We start from the raw sequence: 14,855 nt of genomic DNA, 5'->3' as shown, positions 1-14,855 counted from the left end.
TCCGGGTGTGGCGGTCTGGGTAGGGTCGGGTCCATGAAGACTCGCAACCTCGGTTCGTCCGGTCTCAAGATCTCGGAGATCGCCTACGGCAACTGGCTCACCCACGGTTCCCAGGTCGAGGAGGACGCCGCCACGGCGTGCGTCCGCCAGGCCCTCGAGGAGGGGATCACCACCTTCGACACGGCCGACGTCTACGCCAACACGGCCGCCGAGAGCGTGCTCGGGCGAGCCCTGAAGGGGGAGCGGCGCGAGGGCCTGGAGATCTTCACCAAGGTCTACTGGCCGACCGGCCCCGGCAAGCACAACGACCACGGCCTGTCCCGCAAGCACATCATGGAGTCGATCAACGGCTCACTGACGCGGCTCGGCACCGACTACGTCGACCTCTACCAGGCCCACCGCTACGACTACGAGACGCCGCTCGAGGAGACGATGGAGGCCTTCGCCGACGTCGTCCGCCAGGGCAAGGCGCTCTACATCGGCGTCTCGGAGTGGCGCGCTGAGGAGATCCGCGAGGCGCACGCGCTGGCCCGCGAGCTGCGGATCCCGCTGGTCTCCAACCAGCCTCAGTACTCCATGCTCTGGCGCGTCATCGAGTCCGAGGTCGTCCCGACCTGTGAGGAGCTCGGCATCGGCCAGATCGTCTGGTCGCCGATCGCCCAGGGTGTGCTGACCGGCAAGTACCTCCCGGGTCAGGCCCCGCCGGAGGGCTCGCGCGCCACCGACGAGAAGGGCGGGGCGAACATGATCTCCCGCTGGCTCCAGGACGACGTCCTCGAGCGGGTCCAGCAGCTCAAGCCGCTGGCCGACGAGGCCGGGCTCAGCATGGCCGAGCTGGCCGTGGCCTGGGTGCTGCAGAACGACAACGTCTCGGCCGCGATCATCGGCGCGAGCCGGCCAGAGCAGGTCACCCAGAACGTCAAGGCGGCCGGCGTCACCCTCGACGCCGGGCTGCTCAAGAGGATCGACGAGATCGTGGACCCGGTCGTGGAGCGCGATCCGGCGAAGACGGTGTCTCCTCCGCGACGGGACTTCTGACCCCGTCCTCGTTGCTCAGCAGGATGGCGCCGGCCGTCGACAGGACCAGTCCTGCCACGACGGCCGGCCACCATCCGGGGCGCACGCCGTCGCCGAGGAGCAGGACGCCGATCACGGCCGGGACGAACGTCTCGCCCACGATCAGCGGGGCAGTGCTCGCCGAGACCGGCGCCCGGTCCAGCGCGATCGAATAGAGCCAGAAGGCCAGCACGCCGTAGACGGCGACCGCCGCGGCCGCCACGACGATGGCCACCGTGACCGGCGTCCCGACGCCGCGCACGGCGATCGCGGACCCGGCGTAGCCCAGCCCGCCCAGCCAGCCCAGCGAGCTCCCGCTGAGGCCGGTGCCGCGCCAGCCGGCCAGCGCCAGCGCGATCGCGCCGGCCCACACGGCCACGGCGAACCACACGTGCACCACCAGCGCGCCGGGGTCGCCGGAGCCGACCGAGAGCAGCACCAGGCCGACCACGACGACCGCGACCGCCCACCAGTGCATCGGGGTGAGCCGCTCGTGCACGACGGTCGAGGCGATCGCGGTGACCGGCAGGGACATCGCGACCGCAGCCTGGGCGAGGTAGAGCGGCAGCAGCCAGATCGCGACCGCGTGCAGGACGAAGCCGACCAGGTAGGCCACCACGACGCCGACCGTCCACGGGTCGCGCGCCGAGCTGACCAGGAAGGCCCGCAGGTTGGTCGGCGAGCCGTCGAGGCGCCGTACGGCGTGGGCCTGGACGACGGCGCCGAGCCCGAAGAGCAGGGCCGCGACGAGCGCGGCGGCGATCCCGAGGACGAACCCGCTCGTCACCGGTAGTGCTCGGGGAGCTCCTGGCCGATCTTGACCTTGGCCTTGGGGAGCCGCATGAACTTCATCTGCAGCGCACGGGTGATCGCGTAGTAGGTCAGGCCCTTGCCCGACTCGTCGGGGAAGCGCGCGGCGAGCTGCTTCTTCAGGCGGAAGCGGAGCAGCAGCATGTCCAGGATCACCAGCAGGATGGTCCCCATCAGGATCGTGTTGCCGATGGCGGCCAGGCGCGCGTTGCCGCTGTAGCCGAGCACCATCGTCACGACGAGCAGCGGCACCATCAGCTCGATGAACGAGAAGCGGCTGTCGACGAAGTCGCGCACGAACCGGCGCACCGGGCCCTGGTCGCGGGGGAGGTAGTAGCGCTCGTCGCCGGCCTTCATCGCGGCCCGGACGTTGCGGCTCGACTCGGTGCGGGTCTCGCGCTGCGCCTGGGCGAGCTCCTTGCGGGTGCGCGGCACCTTCGCGCGCGCCCGGGCGGCCGCCTCGGCCTCCCGGCGGGTGGGCGTGGGACGGCCCTTGCCGCCCTCCTTGGCGAGTGCCTCGGTGGCGGGGGCATCAGACTTGGTACGACGGAACACGCGTGGCCTCACGACGAGCTCGATCCGGGTCTGACCGAGCGGTGGAACTTGGGTCCTGCCAACCCTACCGGCGTGCTCGCACGGCCTTGTGTTTGCGCCTAGGGTGAATCACACAGACCCACCACGTCACCACCGCACCGCCACGAGAGGCCGTCACCCCATGAGTCTCATGAAGCGCATCAGCCTGATCTTCCGGTCGAAGGCCAACAAGGCCCTCGACCGTGCCGAGGACCCACGCGAGACCCTCGACTACAGCTACCAGCGCCAGCTCGACCTCCTCTCGAAGGTGCGCCGCGGTGTCGCCGACGTCGCCACCAGCCGCAAGCGCGTCGAGCTCCAGGTCAACCAGCTGGAGTCCCAGTCCGCCAAGCTCCAGGACCAGGCCCAGAAGGCGCTGGAGATGGGCCGCGAGGACCTCGCTCGCGAGGCGCTGACCCGCAAGTCCGGCGTCACGGGGCAGATCACCGACCTCAAGGCCCAGCACGCGCAGCTCCAGGGCGAGGAGGAGAAGCTCACCCTCGCCCAGCAGCGGCTGCAGGCGAAGGTCGAGTCGTTCCGGACCCGCAAGGAGACCATCAAGGCGACCTACACCGCGGCCGAGGCGCAGACCCGCATCAACGAGGCGATGTCGGGGATCGGCGAGGAGATGGGCGACGTGGGCCTGGCGATCCAGCGGGCCGAGGACAAGACGGCGCAGATGCAGGCCCGGGCCGGCGCGATCGACGAGCTGATCGCCTCCGGAGCCCTCGACGACGCGAGCGCGATCGGCCGCGGTGACGACATCGCCCGCGAGCTCGACGCCATGAGCTCGCAGGCCGACGTGGAGGCCGAGCTGGCCCGGCTCAAGGCCGGATCGACTCCGCAGGCCATCGAGGCGGCCGAGGACGGCGGCGACATCCTCGCCGCCGAGCCGGAGAAGAAGTCAGCCGAAGGCGGCACAGAATGATCGTCCGCATCCTCGGCGAGGGCCAGTACGACGTCTCCGACGACGCCCTGCCCCGGCTCAACGAGCTCGACGCGGCGGTCGAGACGGCCGTCGAGGGCGGCGACGAGGCCGCGTTCGCGACCGCGCTGGAGGCGTTGCTCGAGGGCGTCCGGACCGTCGGCGTGCCGCACGCCCTGGACGCCCTGGACGAGTCCGACCTGATCCTCCCTGGCGGCGACGCGACCCTCGAGGAGGTCCGCGAGCTGCTCAGCGGCGACGGGCTCATCCCCGGCTGACGCTGTTTGGCACCTCGGACCACACTGGACCCATGGCTCGCACCCGCTTCGTCCCAGACCGTGGGCTCACCGCGCGGATGACGCTGGTGATGTTCCTGCTCGGCGCGCTCTTCGTCGCGCTGGTCGTGGCCCTCATGTATGCCTTCAGCAGCTTCGCGCTGATCATCGGGATCGGCGGCCTCGGCGTCGCCTGGTACCAGTGGTACTCCTCCGACACCCTCGCCATGCGGGCCATGCGAGCCCGGGAGGTCACCCCGGAGGAGGCTCCCGAGCTGCACGGCATGATCGACCGGCTCTGCGCGATGGCCGACATGCCCAAGCCGCGCGTCGGGGTGGCCGACCTCGACCTGCCCAACGCCTTCGCCACCGGCCGCTCGCCGGACCGGGCCGTGGTCTGCGTGACCACCGGCATCCTGGGCCGGCTCACCGCCGAGGAGCTGGAGGGCGTGCTGGCCCACGAGCTCTCGCACGTGGCGCACCGCGACGTGCTGGTCATGACGGTGGCGTCCTCGGCCGGCATCGTCGCCGGCATGCTGACCCGCGGCGCCCAGTGGGGCGGCCTCGGCTTCTTCGGGCGACGCAACAACAACAACGGGGGAGCGCCGGCGTTCCTGGTCGCCCTCGTGGTCAGCCTGGTCGTGTACGCCGTGAGCTTCCTGCTGATGCGGCTGCTCTCGCGCTACCGCGAGCTGTGCGCCGACCGGGCCGGCGCCTACCTCACGATGAAGCCCGGTGCCCTGGCCTCGGCCCTGCAGAAGATCACCGGCGAGATCTCCACGATCCCGCAGCGGGACCTGCGCGCCTCCAGCGCCATGAACGCCTTCTTCATCGCGCCGGCGATCAGCGGGATCTCGATGCGCAGCATCACCTCGACCCACCCCTCGCTGGAGCAGCGGCTCGAGCAGCTCGCCCGGATCCAGGCCGAGCTCGGGCGGGCCTGACGTGGGCCTCTGGGAGACGCTCACCGGGCGCACCCGCCCCAAGCAGGCCAACCTGGATTCGCTCTTCCTGGTCCCCAGCGCGGCGGTCACGCTCCAGACCGCGGCCGGGCTGACGCCCACGGGGGACGGCGCCGTCTGCTTCCGGGCGGTGGCCGGCCCGGCCTTCCAGCAGGTCCGGGACGACGTGGTCCGGCTGCTCGACGACGACCCGGACGCCCCCGACGTACGCCTCTCGACCGACGAGTTCGGCTACACGTGGCTGGTCGCCCACCGTGAGCCCGACGACGTGTCCGGCCTGTGCACCGACCTGCACGCGGTCAACACCGCGCTGGAGGAGCAGGGCTTCGGTTCCGGGCTGCTGTGCTCGGTCGTGCCGTTCGCGGACACCGCCGGTCGCCGGGTGGGGCTCGTCTACCTCTACAAGCAGGGCACGTTCTACCCCTTCGCGCCGACCGCCGCCCAGGCGCGGGACAACCTGTTGGAGATCCAGGTCCGCGACCTGCTCGCCGCCGAGCTCCCCGTGGAGAAGGAACTTTCCCGCTGGATGGCGCTGTGGGGCGCACCCGGCCTGTGAGTTGTCGCTGGCATCTGACGCCGACCCGCGGTCAGTCCTTGTGGGACCGGCCCGGCAGGTCGAGCATCCGCTGCAGCGCGACCTGCGCCCAGCGCTCGGTCTCCGGGTCGACCTCGATCTGGTTGACGACGGTGCCGGCCACGAGCGACTCCATGGCCCACACGAAGTGGGGGAGGTCGATGCGGTTCATCGTCGAGCAGTAGCAGACCGTCTTGTCCAGGAAGGCGATGTGCTTGTCCGGGTGGGCCGCTGCGAGCCGCTTGACCAGGTTGAGCTCGGTGCCGATCGCCCAGCTGGAGCCGGCGGGCGCCGCCTCGATCGTCTTGATGATGAACTCCGTCGACCCGACGAGGTCGGCCTTGAGCACGACCTCGTGCTGGCACTCGGGGTGCACGAGGATCTGCACGTCCGGGATCGTGGCGCGCAGCTCGTCGACGACGGCGGGCGAGAAGCGGCCGTGGACGGAGCAGTGCCCCTTCCACAGGATCATCTTCGCGTCGCGCAGCTGCTCGGCGGTCAGGCCGCCGTGGGGGCGGTGCGGGTCCCACACGACGCAGTCGTCGAGGGTCAGGCCCATCTTGAGCACGGCGGTGTTGCGGCCGAGGTGCTGGTCGGGCAGGAACAGGACCTTGGCATCAGGCTTCTGGTCGAAGGCCCACTCCAGGGCCACCTCGGCGTTGGAGGAGGTGCAGACCGCGCCGCCGTTGCGGCCGCAGAACGCCTTGATGTCCGCCGAGGAGTTCATGTAGGTCACGGGCACGACGGAGTCGGCGATGCCGGCCTCGGTCAGGGCGTCCCACGCGTCCTCGACCTGCCGGAGCCGGGCCATGTCGGCCATCGAGCACCCCGCGGCGAGGTCGGGCAGGATCACCTTCTGCTCCGGCCCCGTCAGGATGTCGGCGGACTCGGCCATGAAGTGCACGCCGCAGAAGACGATGAACTCCGCCTCCGGCCGGGCGGCCGCGTCGCGGGCCAGCTTGAAGGAGTCACCCGTGACGTCGGCGAACTGGATGACCTCGTCGCGCTGGTAGTGGTGGCCGAGCACGAAGACCCGGTCTCCCAGCGCCTCCTTGGCGGCCTGGGCCCGCGCCACCAGGCCCGGGTCGGAGGCTGCAGGCAGGTCGCCCGGGCACTCGACGCCGCGCTCGGCGGACAGGTCGGTGCCGCGTCCGAGCGGCAGCAGGGGGAGGTCGACGGTGGTCATGGGCCCAATCCTAGGGTCCGCTACAGCAGGGCGCCGTTGTGGAGGTACGGCGTGGGCGGCTCCATGCCGCGCAGCCCGAGGTAGCCCTCGGTCCGCAGCTCCAGCCGCGCCGCGAGCCCGACGTCGATCGCCCAGTGGTTGGCGGCCGTCACGTGGGGCACCGACGCGGTGCCCCCGTCGTCGGCCCCCGCGTCGGCCAGGGCCGTCCACAGCAGCCTGCTCGCCGTACGCCGGTTGGTGGCCGCGAGCAGCGCGACCGAGCCACCGCCGACGTACGCGTAGCCCGCCCCGGTCGTGGTGTCGGAGACGAGGAGCCGCCAGGCGTCGAGCAGGACCGCGTGGTCGGGGCCGTGGGCGGCGCCGCGGGTCAGCCGGTCCACGGAGTCCATCAGGTCGATGTCGCCGGCCGACCCTTCGCGGACCTTCTCGCCCGTCCCGACCGGGATCGCCGTGCGGTCGACGGTGCCGTGCAGGTACATCTGCGGGTGCAGCGTGAATCCCGCCAGCCGGTAGCGGCGCACCGCCCGGGGGTCGCTGGAGCTGGACAGCATCCCGCGCAGCGAACCCCGTCCGTGGTGCAGGGCCGCGGCGAGCAGCGGCTTGCCCAGCCCCCGGCCCTGGAGCGCCGGCCGCACGGCGTAGGTCGCCAGGCACCAGAGCTTCTCGCGGTTGTACGACGTGGCGAAGCCGAGCATGCCGGTCGCGTCCTCGGCCACCCAGCAGCCCTCGGGGTCGGTCTCGAGGAAGTGCCGGGTGCGACGCACCCAGGCGGCGCCGCGCTCCGGCGGACGGATCACGGGCTCGGCCAGTGAGCGGGGGTGCATCCGCAGGTCGAGCTCGTGGAACGCCTCGGCGCTCAGCCGTTCGGCGGTCTCGACGTCGTCGGGTCGCATCGGCCGGATCGTCGCCTCGGGGTGCTGGTCGCTCACCCGCTCAACCTAGGCGTCGGCAACAATGCCGCGCATGCGCATTCTGGTCGCCCCCGACAAGTTCGCCGGCACGCTCTCGGCGGTCGAGGCAGCCGGCGCGATCGCCACGGGGTGGCGACGCCACGCGCCTGACGACGAGCTCGACCTCGCCCCGATGTCCGACGGCGGTCCCGGCTTCGTGGCCGTGCTGCACGCCGCCCTCGGAGGCCAGCTCCTCGCGGTCACCGCCTCGGGTCCGTTCGGCACGACCATCCCCGCGACCGTGCTGCTGGTCGACGGGACGGCCTACGTCGAGAGCGCCCAGGCCTGCGGCATCCACCTGACCGGCGGCGAGGGCACCGAGTCCGCCTCGACCTTCGGGGTCGGCGAGCTGGTGCTGGCGGCGGTCGGCACCGGCGCGCGCCGGGTAGTGGTCGGGCTCGGCGGCAGCGGCACCAACGACGGCGGAGCAGGACTGCTCTCCGCCCTCGGCGCGACCGCCGACCGCAGGCTCGACGCGGGGGCCGCCGGCCTGGACGGGATCACCCGCATCGACGTGGGGACGGCCCGGGCGCGGCTCGGTGACGTCGAGCTGGTCGCCGCCTCCGACGTCGACAGTCCGCTCACCGGGCTCTTCGGGGCCACCAAGACCTTCGGCCCGCAGAAGAACATCCCCGAGGACCGGCTGCCCGTCGTCGACGGCTGGCTGGAGCAGCTCGCCGCCGCCGTCGATCGACGTACCTCGCTCGAGAAGGGGGCGGGGGCCGCCGGCGGCCTCGGCTTCGCCCTGCTGGCGCTCGGTGCGACCCGCGAGCCCGGCATCGGGCTGGTGGCGGGAGCGGTCCGGCTCGCCGAGCGCGCCCGGCAGGCCGACCTGGTCGTCACCGGCGAGGGAGCCTTCGACTTCTCCAGCCGCAGCGGGAAGGTGCCCTACGGCGTGGCCGAGGTGGCAGCGCAGGCGCTCCGGCCGTGCGTGGCCGTCGCGGGCCAGGTGCTGGTGGGCTCCCGTGAGATGCGGGCGCTCGGCGTGGAGTCGGCGTACTCCCTGGTCGACCTGGTGGGGGAGGAGCGCGCCTTCGCCGACCCGGCTGGCGCGCTGGCCGACGTCGCCGCCCGGGTGGCGCGGACCTGGTCACGGTGATGCGGTCGGGAGGGTGGGAATAACCGCGGATGTGCGACCATTGACCCAGTACCAGACCTCCACCGACCCACGGGAGCATGCACATGACCGAGCAGGTCGAGACCACCACTGAGCGCCGCACGGACCAGATCAACCTGAGCGACGTCGCGGCCGGCAAGGTGAAGAGCCTCCTCGAGCAGGAGGGCCGTGACGACCTCGCGCTGCGGATCTCCGTCCAGCCGGGTGGCTGCTCGGGCCTCCGCTACCAGCTCTTCTTCGACGAGCGCACCCTCGACGGTGACGTCGTCACCGACTTCGACGGCGTGTCCGTCGTCGTCGACCGGATGAGCGTCCCCTACCTCAACGGCGCGATGATCGACTTCGTCGACTCGATCGAGAAGCAGGGCTTCACGATCGACAACCCCAACGCGACGGGTTCCTGCGCCTGCGGCGACTCGTTCCACTGAGCTGAGACAACGAAGAAGCCCCCGGCCGATGGCCGGGGGCTTCTTCGCATGTCTGGGGCAGATCAGTCCAGGTGCAGCTGGAGCGCGTTGGCGATCCGCGCCGCGGCGTCGCTGATCTGGATGTCGCGCTTGGCGATCTCGCGCGGGTAGTCCTCGAAGTGGATCGAGGGGGCCGGCTCGACGGCGGCCTTCGCAGCCTTGCGGAACCGGGGGTTCTCACCGAGCGCACGGCAGTCGGCGGACATCTCCTGCACGGTGCTCGCGTCGTCGTAGGGGAGGCGCGTCGTGGGCTTCGCTGCAGTCATGTCAGCGACGTTATTGGCTACCGATGGGTACTCCTAGTCGTACCCGTCAGTAGGAATTCGTGCCGTCGCCGGGGCGTCGGTAGGGTCGCAGCATGTCGCTGCTGATCGCCGGCTCCATCGCCACCGACCACCTCATGACCTTCGGGGGCAAGTTCGCCGACTCCCTGGTGGTCGAGCAGCTGGACAAGCTGTCGGTCTCCTTCCTCGTCGAGGACCTCGAGATCCGGCGCGGGGGCGTCGCCCCCAACATGTGCTTCGGCCTGGGCCGCCTGGGCCTGCGCCCGGTGCTCGTCGGCGCGGCCGGCGAGGACTTCGCCGACTACCGCTCCTGGCTGGAGCGCCACGGCGTCGACTGCGAGTCGGTGCACATCTCCGACACCAAGCACACGGCCCGCTTCGTCTGCACCAGCGACTCGACGATGGCGCAGTTCGCCTCGTTCTACCCCGGCGCGATGAGCGAGGCCAGGCTGATCGAGCTGGCCCCCATCGTGGCCCGCGTCGGCGCCCCCGAGTACGTCCTGATCGGCGCGGACGACCCCGACGGCATGCTCCGCCACACCGAGGAGTGCCGCCAGCGCGGCTACCCGTTCATCGCCGACCCGAGCCAGCAGCTGGCCTTCGGCGAGGGTGACCTGATCCGCAAGCTCATCGACGGCGCGACGATCCTGTTCTCCAACGAGTACGAGTCGCACATGATCGAGAAGAAGACCGGCTGGTCCGGCGAGGAGGTGCTGGCCCGCGTCGGCACCCAGGTCACCACCCTCGGCGCCGACGGCGTCAAGATCCTGCGCACCGGCGAGGACCCGATCGAGCTGCCCGCCGCCAAGAACGTCACCGCCCTCGAGCCGACCGGTGTCGGCGACGCCTTCCGGGCCGGCTTCCTCGGCGCGATGACCTGGGGCGTCGGGCTCGAGCGGTCCGCGCAGGTCGGCTGCGTGCTCGCGGCGTACGTCGTGGAGACGGTCGGCACGCAGGAGTACACCTTCACCGCCGAGCAGTTCCTCGGGCGGCTCGAGGAGTCCTACGGCCCCGAGGCGGCGGCCGACATCGCTCCACACCTGGGGTGAGGGCTCAGCTGACCCGTCGCACGGTGTAGCGGGGGGCGCCGTCGGCCGCGGAGTCCTCGCCGACGTACTCCTGACCGCGCATGCGGCAGAACGCCGGGACGTCGACGCGGGCGGCCGGGTCGTGCGCGACGACGGCCACGGTGCCACCGACCTCGACGTCGGCCAGGTGCCGTCCGAGCTCGATGATCGGGCGCGGGCAGAGCAGGTCGCGGCAGTCCAGCTCGAGGTCCGGCGTCACAGCCCGGCCTCCCGCCGGATGCCCGCGACCACGTCGGGCAGGACCGCGAGGAACCGCTCGACGTCGTCGGCGGTCGTCTCGCGCCCGACCGAGACGCGGACGTTGCCGTGGGTGAGCACGCCCATCGCGGCCAGCACGTGGCTGGGCGCCAGGGTCGAGGCGGTGCAGGCCGAGCCGCTCGCCACGGCGAAGCCGCGACGGTCCAGCTCGGTGACGAGCGCCTCGCCGTCGACGTAGAGGCACGAGAAGGTCACGAGGTGGGGGAGACGCTCGACCGGGTCGCCGACCACCTCGACGTCGGGGATGTCCGCGACGCCCGCTCGGATCCGGTCGACGAGCGCCGACTGCCGGGCGTTGGCCGCCTCGCGCTCGGCCACCACGGCCTGGAGTGCGGCGGCCGCGGCCAGGGCGGCCGGGACGTTCTCGGGACCGGCGGTCCGCTCGTCGGGATCGCCCGGGAAGGGATTGGCCCACCGGACGCCCTTGCGCACGAGCAGCACGCCGAGGCCAGGCGGCCCGCCCCACTTGTGGGCGCTGCCGGCCGCTGCCGCCCAACCGGACGGGAGGGGGAGGCGGCCCATCGAGGCTCCCGCGTCCACGAAGAGGGGAGTGGGGCCGATGGCGGCGGCGATCTCGGCGACCGGCTGGAGCGTGCCGACCTCGTGGTTGGCGCTCTGCAGGGCCGCCACAGCCACTCCCGGCGCCGTGGCCGCCGTGACGAAGGCCCCCGCGTCGACGCGCCCGAGGCGGTCGACCGGCACCGGGACGGCCTCCCGGTCGGGCCAGGAGGCGGCGTGCAGCACGGCGGAGTGCTCGACCGCGGAGTGGACGATGGCCGTGCCCACCCGGGCGCGGCCGCGGGCCAGCCCGAGGAGCCCCCGGTGGACCGCCTCGGTGCCGGACCCGGTGAAGGACACCTCGTCGGGGCGCACCCCCAGGCACTCGGCCACCACGGCGCGGGCGTTGTCCAGCACCAGCCCGGCCGAGCGGGCGGGCCGGTGCAGGCGGCGGGGATCGGCGTACCCCTGCTCGAGGGCGGCCGGCAGGACCTCCCGCGCGGCGGGGTGCAGGGGCTCGGCGGAGGCGTGGTCGAGGTACGCCGGCGCGTCGGGCTGCCCGGACCCGGAGGCTTTGGTCACACGCCGAACGTACCGGGTGCCCCACCCGCCACCGGCGGCGGTGATTCCGATAGTCTGCCGCGTATCCGTGATCGTTGAGAGAGAGGCTCGTTCGTGGGTCTGCAACTCCCCAAGCGTGCGGCTGGGAACGCCCGTAAGGTCGCCCTGCCGCTGGCGCTGGGCTCCAGCCTGTTGTTGCTGAGCGGCTGCTCGTTCGGAACCGTCGATGAGTGGAAGCGCGTCGCGATGCCGGAGCCGGCGTCCACCCAGGGGGAGCACATCCTCGCCCTGTGGCAGGGCGCCTGGATCGCCGCGATGGTCACCGGCGTCATCGTCTGGGCGCTGATCTTCTACGCCGTGATCGCGTTCCGTCGCAAGAGCGACGACGAGGTGCCGGTGCAGACGCGCTACAACCTCCCGCTCGAGATCTTCTACACGATCGCCCCGATCATGATGGTGATCGTGTTCTTCGCCCACACGGTGAAGGTGCAGGACGCCGTCCTGGACGACTCGGTCGTCCCCGACAACACCATCGAGGTCGTCGGGCAGCAGTGGTCGTGGACCTTCAACTACGGCGTCGGCGAGCAGGACAACGCCGCCAACGACGACGCCACGGACGACAAGTTCCCCTACTCGTCGTACGTCTACACGGCCGGCACCGCGTCGCACATCCCGACCCTGGTGCTGCCCGTCAACGAGACCACGCGCTTCAACCTGCACTCGCCCGACGTGATCCACGACTTCGGCGTGCCCGGCTTCCTCATGAAGATGGACGTCGTGCCCGGTCGCGTGAACCACTACGCGATCACCCCGACCACGATCGGCACGTACGACGGCAAGTGCTACGAGCTCTGCGGCGTCTACCACTCGCGGATGCTCTTCCAGGTCAAGGTCGTCACCCGCGCCGAGTACGACCAGTACATCCAGGACCTCGCCCAGGACCCCAACAGCAGCTCTGACACGCCGCTGCTCGGTGGTAGCGAGGCCTACACCCAGGCCGGGCTCGAGTCCGGCGACGAGTCCACCGGAGGCGCGGAGTGACCGCCACAGCTGCACACCCGACGACCGTCGCGGGTCGCAAGTCCCTCGGCCAGCAGGTCGTCCGGATCCTCACCACGACCGACCACAAGCTGATCGGCAAGCTCTACCTGGGCACGTCGTTCGCGTGGTTCCTCATCGGTGGCGTCATGGCGTTGCTGATCCGGTCCGAGCTCGCCTACCCCGGCATGCAGGTCGTCAACGACGAGCTCTACAACCAGCTCTTCACGATGCACGGCACGATCATGCTGCTGCTCTTCGCGACGCCGCTGTTCTTCGGCTTCGGCAACGTCGTGATGCCGCTCCAGATCGGTGCGCCCGACGTGGCGTTCCCGCGCCTGAACATGTTCAGCTACTGGCTGTTCCTCTTCGGCGGCATCATCGCCGGCTCGGGCTTCCTCACCCCGCAGGGCGCGGCCGACTTCGGCTGGTTCGCCTACACGCCGCTCTCCGACGCCGTCCGCTCGCCGGGCGTCGGCGGTGACCTGTGGATCATGGGCCTGTGGATGGCCGGTCTCGGCACCATCCTCGGTGCCGTCAACTTCATCACCACGATCATCTGCATGCGTGCGCCCGGCATGACCATGTTCCGGATGCCGATCTTCGTCTGGAACACCCTGGTCACCAGCCTGCTGGTGCTCATCGCGTTCCCGGTGCTCGCCGGCGCACTGCTGTCCCTCGAGGCGGACCGGCAGCTCGGCGCCCACGTCTTCGACGCCGCCCACGGCGGCGCGATCCTGTGGCAGCACCTCTTCTGGTTCTTCGGCCACCCGGAGGTCTACATCATCGCGCTGCCGTTCTTCGGCATCGTGACCGAGATCCTCCCGGTCTTCAGCCGCAAGCCGATCTTCGGCTACGTCGGCCTGGTCGGCGCCACGCTCGGCATCGCGATCCTCTCGGTCGCCGTGTGGGCCCACCACATGTTCGTCACCGGCGCGGTCGACCTGCCGTTCTTCTCCGGCATGACGTTCCTGATCGCGGTGCCGACAGGAGTGAAGTTCTTCAACTGGATCGGCACCATGTGGGGCGGGTCCCTGTCCTTCGACACCCCGATGCTGTGGTCGGTCGGCTTCCTGACGACCTTCCTCTTCGGTGGCCTGACCGGCATCATCCTGGCGAGCCCGCCGCTCGACTTCCACGTGTCCGACTCCTACTTCGTGGTCGCGCACTTCCACTACGTCGTCTTCGGCACCGTCGTGTTCGCGATGTTCGCGGGCTTCTACTTCTGGTGGCCCAAGATGACCGGCCGGATGCTCGACGAGCGCCTCGGCAAGATCCACTTCTGGCTGCTGTTCGTCGGCTTCCACACCACGTTCCTCGTGCAGCACTGGCTGGGTGTCGAGGGCATGCCGCGTCGCTACGCCGACTACCTGCCCTCCGACGGGTTCACCACGCTCAACCAGGTCTCCACGGTCGGCGCGTTCCTGCTGGCCAGCTCGACCCTGCCGTTCCTCTACAACGTCTACATCTCGCGCCGGGCACCCCTGGTCGAGGTCGACGACCCGTGGGGCTGGGGCCGGTCGCTGGAGTGGGCCACGTCGTGCCCGCCGCCGCGGCACAACTTCCACACCATCCCGCGGATCCGCTCGGAGTCGCCGGCCTTCGACCTGCACCACCCGGAGGTCGCCGCGATCGAGCTCGACCAGAACGAAGCCGCGCGTGACGGCGACCTGGCCGACGCCCCCGACATGGAGGGCCGCGAGGACCACCTGAAGGGCCGCCACGCCGATGAGACCCGCTCCGCGGGGGAGGAGAACGCCTGATGAAGTCCGAGGCCTGGATCTTCGGGATCTGCACGGTGTTCTTCGTGCTGGTCAGCCCCGCCTACTGGTTCATCACCGGTGACTGGACGGGCACGTCCGCCCTCACCATGACGACGCTGCTCTCGGGCATGGTCACGATGTACCTCGGCTTCCACGCCAACAAGATGGACCCCCGCCCGGAGGACCGCAAGGACGGCGAGATCGCCGACGGCGCCGGCGAGCTCGGGTTCTTCCCGCCGTACTCTTGGTGGCCCCTGTGGTGCGGCGCCACGCTCGGTGTCTGCGTCTTCGGCATCGCGGCCGGCGCCTGGTGGATGTTCATCATCGGTGGCGTCCTGGGCGCCCTGGCCCTGAGTGGCTGGATCTACGAGTACTACCGCGGAGAGCACGCCCACTGAGGGCTGCACCGCACCTGAGGCCCCGCGTGACCGATCTGACGGTCACGCGGGGTCTTCGGTTTGAGGGGGCGG

General features: G+C 71.0%; 18 protein-coding genes. 11 read left to right on the top strand and 7 right to left on the bottom strand.

Annotation, left to right across the window (positions count from 1 at the left end; genetic code table 11):
• The first annotated feature begins 33 nt into the window (after positions 1-33).
• Positions 34-1,038: an aldo/keto reductase family protein gene (locus tag FB382_RS11580; protein ID WP_182539290.1), complete on the top strand. Its 1,005-nt coding sequence runs from the start codon at positions 34-36 to the stop codon at positions 1,036-1,038.
• On the opposite strand, the gene FB382_RS11575 is transcribed toward FB382_RS11580, so the two are convergent.
• Positions 956-1,843, bottom strand: coding sequence for a hypothetical protein (locus FB382_RS11575; protein ID WP_182539288.1), 888 nt, complete (start codon positions 1,841-1,843; stop codon positions 956-958). The two genes, FB382_RS11580 and FB382_RS11575, sit on opposite strands and share 83 nt — an antisense overlap.
• Positions 1,840-2,433: a DUF3043 domain-containing protein gene (locus tag FB382_RS11570; protein WP_260430964.1), complete on the bottom strand. Its 594-nt coding sequence runs from the start codon at positions 2,431-2,433 to the stop codon at positions 1,840-1,842. The genes FB382_RS11575 and FB382_RS11570 overlap by 4 nt, the downstream gene beginning before the upstream one ends.
• Before the next feature lie 148 nt (positions 2,434-2,581).
• Here FB382_RS11570 and FB382_RS11565 point away from each other — a divergent pair, with 148 nt between their 5' ends.
• From FB382_RS11565 to pspAB, 4 genes are read left to right on the top strand one after another with little or no spacing between them, the layout of a single operon-like run.
• Positions 2,582-3,367: a PspA/IM30 family protein gene (locus FB382_RS11565; RefSeq protein ID WP_182539286.1), complete on the top strand. Its 786-nt coding sequence runs from the start codon at positions 2,582-2,584 to the stop codon at positions 3,365-3,367.
• A complete protein-coding gene (gene pspAA, locus FB382_RS11560; protein ID WP_182539284.1) occupies positions 3,364-3,642 on the top strand; it encodes a PspA-associated protein PspAA in 279 nt (92 codons plus the stop codon). Before FB382_RS11565 ends, pspAA begins: the two co-directional genes overlap by 4 nt.
• A gap of 32 nt (positions 3,643-3,674) precedes the next feature.
• Entirely contained in the window at positions 3,675-4,583 is a 909-nt protein-coding gene (gene htpX, locus FB382_RS11555; protein ID WP_182539282.1) for a zinc metalloprotease HtpX, read from the top strand.
• Position 4,584: 1 nt separating this feature from the next.
• The gene (gene pspAB, locus FB382_RS11550; protein WP_182539281.1) at positions 4,585-5,157 is read left to right on the top strand and encodes a PspA-associated protein PspAB; all 573 of its coding nucleotides are present in this window, start codon (positions 4,585-4,587) and stop codon (positions 5,155-5,157) included.
• 31 nt (positions 5,158-5,188) lie between these two features.
• Here the strand turns inward: pspAB and nadA are convergent, their stop codons facing one another.
• Positions 5,189-6,361 carry a quinolinate synthase NadA gene (gene nadA, locus FB382_RS11545; protein ID WP_182539279.1) on the bottom strand — a complete coding sequence of 391 codons (1,173 nt, stop codon included), beginning with the start codon at positions 6,359-6,361 and terminating at the stop codon, positions 5,189-5,191.
• Positions 6,362-6,381: 20 nt separating this feature from the next.
• The gene (locus FB382_RS11540; protein WP_343055574.1) at positions 6,382-7,290 is read right to left on the bottom strand and encodes a GNAT family N-acetyltransferase; all 909 of its coding nucleotides are present in this window, start codon (positions 7,288-7,290) and stop codon (positions 6,382-6,384) included.
• Between the two features lie 34 nt (positions 7,291-7,324).
• On the opposite strand from FB382_RS11540, the gene FB382_RS11535 reads away from it, so the two are divergent.
• Both FB382_RS11535 and erpA read left to right on the top strand, forming a co-directional pair.
• Positions 7,325-8,410 carry a glycerate kinase family protein gene (locus tag FB382_RS11535; protein WP_182539277.1) on the top strand — a complete coding sequence of 362 codons (1,086 nt, stop codon included), beginning with the start codon at positions 7,325-7,327 and terminating at the stop codon, positions 8,408-8,410.
• A gap of 83 nt (positions 8,411-8,493) precedes the next feature.
• Positions 8,494-8,856 carry an iron-sulfur cluster insertion protein ErpA gene (erpA, locus tag FB382_RS11530; RefSeq protein WP_125038714.1) on the top strand — a complete coding sequence of 121 codons (363 nt, stop codon included), beginning with the start codon at positions 8,494-8,496 and terminating at the stop codon, positions 8,854-8,856.
• Positions 8,857-8,918: 62 nt separating this feature from the next.
• Here the strand turns inward: erpA and FB382_RS11525 are convergent, their stop codons facing one another.
• Positions 8,919-9,161, bottom strand: a complete 243-nt coding sequence (locus FB382_RS11525) for a hypothetical protein (RefSeq protein ID WP_182539275.1) — start codon at positions 9,159-9,161, stop codon at positions 8,919-8,921.
• A gap of 92 nt (positions 9,162-9,253) precedes the next feature.
• Between FB382_RS11525 and FB382_RS11520 the strand changes: the two genes are divergently transcribed.
• Positions 9,254-10,228 carry a carbohydrate kinase family protein gene (locus tag FB382_RS11520; protein WP_125038712.1) on the top strand — a complete coding sequence of 325 codons (975 nt, stop codon included), beginning with the start codon at positions 9,254-9,256 and terminating at the stop codon, positions 10,226-10,228.
• 4 nt (positions 10,229-10,232) lie between these two features.
• Here the strand turns inward: FB382_RS11520 and FB382_RS11515 are convergent, their stop codons facing one another.
• Entirely contained in the window at positions 10,233-10,466 is a 234-nt protein-coding gene (locus FB382_RS11515; protein ID WP_182539273.1) for a sulfurtransferase TusA family protein, read from the bottom strand.
• On the bottom strand, positions 10,463-11,605 hold the full coding sequence (locus FB382_RS11510) for an aminotransferase class V-fold PLP-dependent enzyme (RefSeq protein ID WP_182539271.1): 1,143 nt from the start codon (positions 11,603-11,605) through the stop codon (positions 10,463-10,465). Before FB382_RS11510 ends, FB382_RS11515 begins: the two co-directional genes overlap by 4 nt.
• A 93-nt stretch (positions 11,606-11,698) precedes the next feature.
• Here FB382_RS11510 and ctaC point away from each other — a divergent pair, with 93 nt between their 5' ends.
• From ctaC to FB382_RS11495, 3 genes are read left to right on the top strand one after another with little or no spacing between them, the layout of a single operon-like run.
• Complete coding sequence (gene ctaC / locus FB382_RS11505) at positions 11,699-12,625, top strand: aa3-type cytochrome oxidase subunit II (RefSeq protein ID WP_182539269.1); 927 nt, start codon at positions 11,699-11,701, stop codon at positions 12,623-12,625.
• Complete coding sequence (ctaD, locus tag FB382_RS11500; protein WP_182539267.1) at positions 12,622-14,385, top strand: aa3-type cytochrome oxidase subunit I; 1,764 nt, start codon at positions 12,622-12,624, stop codon at positions 14,383-14,385. Before ctaC ends, ctaD begins: the two co-directional genes overlap by 4 nt.
• Positions 14,385-14,783, top strand: a complete 399-nt coding sequence (locus FB382_RS11495; protein WP_125038707.1) for a cytochrome c oxidase subunit 4 — start codon at positions 14,385-14,387, stop codon at positions 14,781-14,783. Before ctaD ends, FB382_RS11495 begins: the two co-directional genes overlap by 1 nt.
• The last annotated feature ends 72 nt before the right edge of the window (positions 14,784-14,855 follow it).

This window comes from Nocardioides ginsengisegetis (assembly GCF_014138045.1).
In the GTDB taxonomy this organism is placed as follows: domain Bacteria; phylum Actinomycetota; class Actinomycetes; order Propionibacteriales; family Nocardioidaceae; genus Nocardioides; species Nocardioides ginsengisegetis.
The sequence above is the reverse complement of the archived record's forward strand: the minus strand, read 5'-3'. Positions and strand labels throughout refer to the sequence as shown.

What these genes read in the sequence shown, in the direction of transcription:
- htpX (WP_182539282.1), top strand. Translation starts at nt 3,675, where the DNA reads ATGGCTCGCACCCGCTTCGTCCCAGACCGTGGGCTCACCGCGCGGATG.
- nadA (WP_182539279.1), bottom strand. Translation starts at nt 6,361, where the DNA reads ATGACCACCGTCGACCTCCCCCTGCTGCCGCTCGGACGCGGCACCGAC.
- FB382_RS11565 (WP_182539286.1), top strand. Translation starts at nt 2,582, where the DNA reads ATGAGTCTCATGAAGCGCATCAGCCTGATCTTCCGGTCGAAGGCCAAC.
- FB382_RS11580 (WP_182539290.1), top strand. Translation starts at nt 34, where the DNA reads ATGAAGACTCGCAACCTCGGTTCGTCCGGTCTCAAGATCTCGGAGATC.
- FB382_RS11495 (WP_125038707.1), top strand. Translation starts at nt 14,385, where the DNA reads ATGAAGTCCGAGGCCTGGATCTTCGGGATCTGCACGGTGTTCTTCGTG.
- pspAA (WP_182539284.1), top strand. Translation starts at nt 3,364, where the DNA reads ATGATCGTCCGCATCCTCGGCGAGGGCCAGTACGACGTCTCCGACGAC.
- erpA (WP_125038714.1), top strand. Translation starts at nt 8,494, where the DNA reads ATGACCGAGCAGGTCGAGACCACCACTGAGCGCCGCACGGACCAGATC.
- FB382_RS11525 (WP_182539275.1), bottom strand. Translation starts at nt 9,161, where the DNA reads ATGACTGCAGCGAAGCCCACGACGCGCCTCCCCTACGACGACGCGAGC.
- FB382_RS11535 (WP_182539277.1), top strand. Translation starts at nt 7,325, where the DNA reads ATGCGCATTCTGGTCGCCCCCGACAAGTTCGCCGGCACGCTCTCGGCG.
- FB382_RS11520 (WP_125038712.1), top strand. Translation starts at nt 9,254, where the DNA reads ATGTCGCTGCTGATCGCCGGCTCCATCGCCACCGACCACCTCATGACC.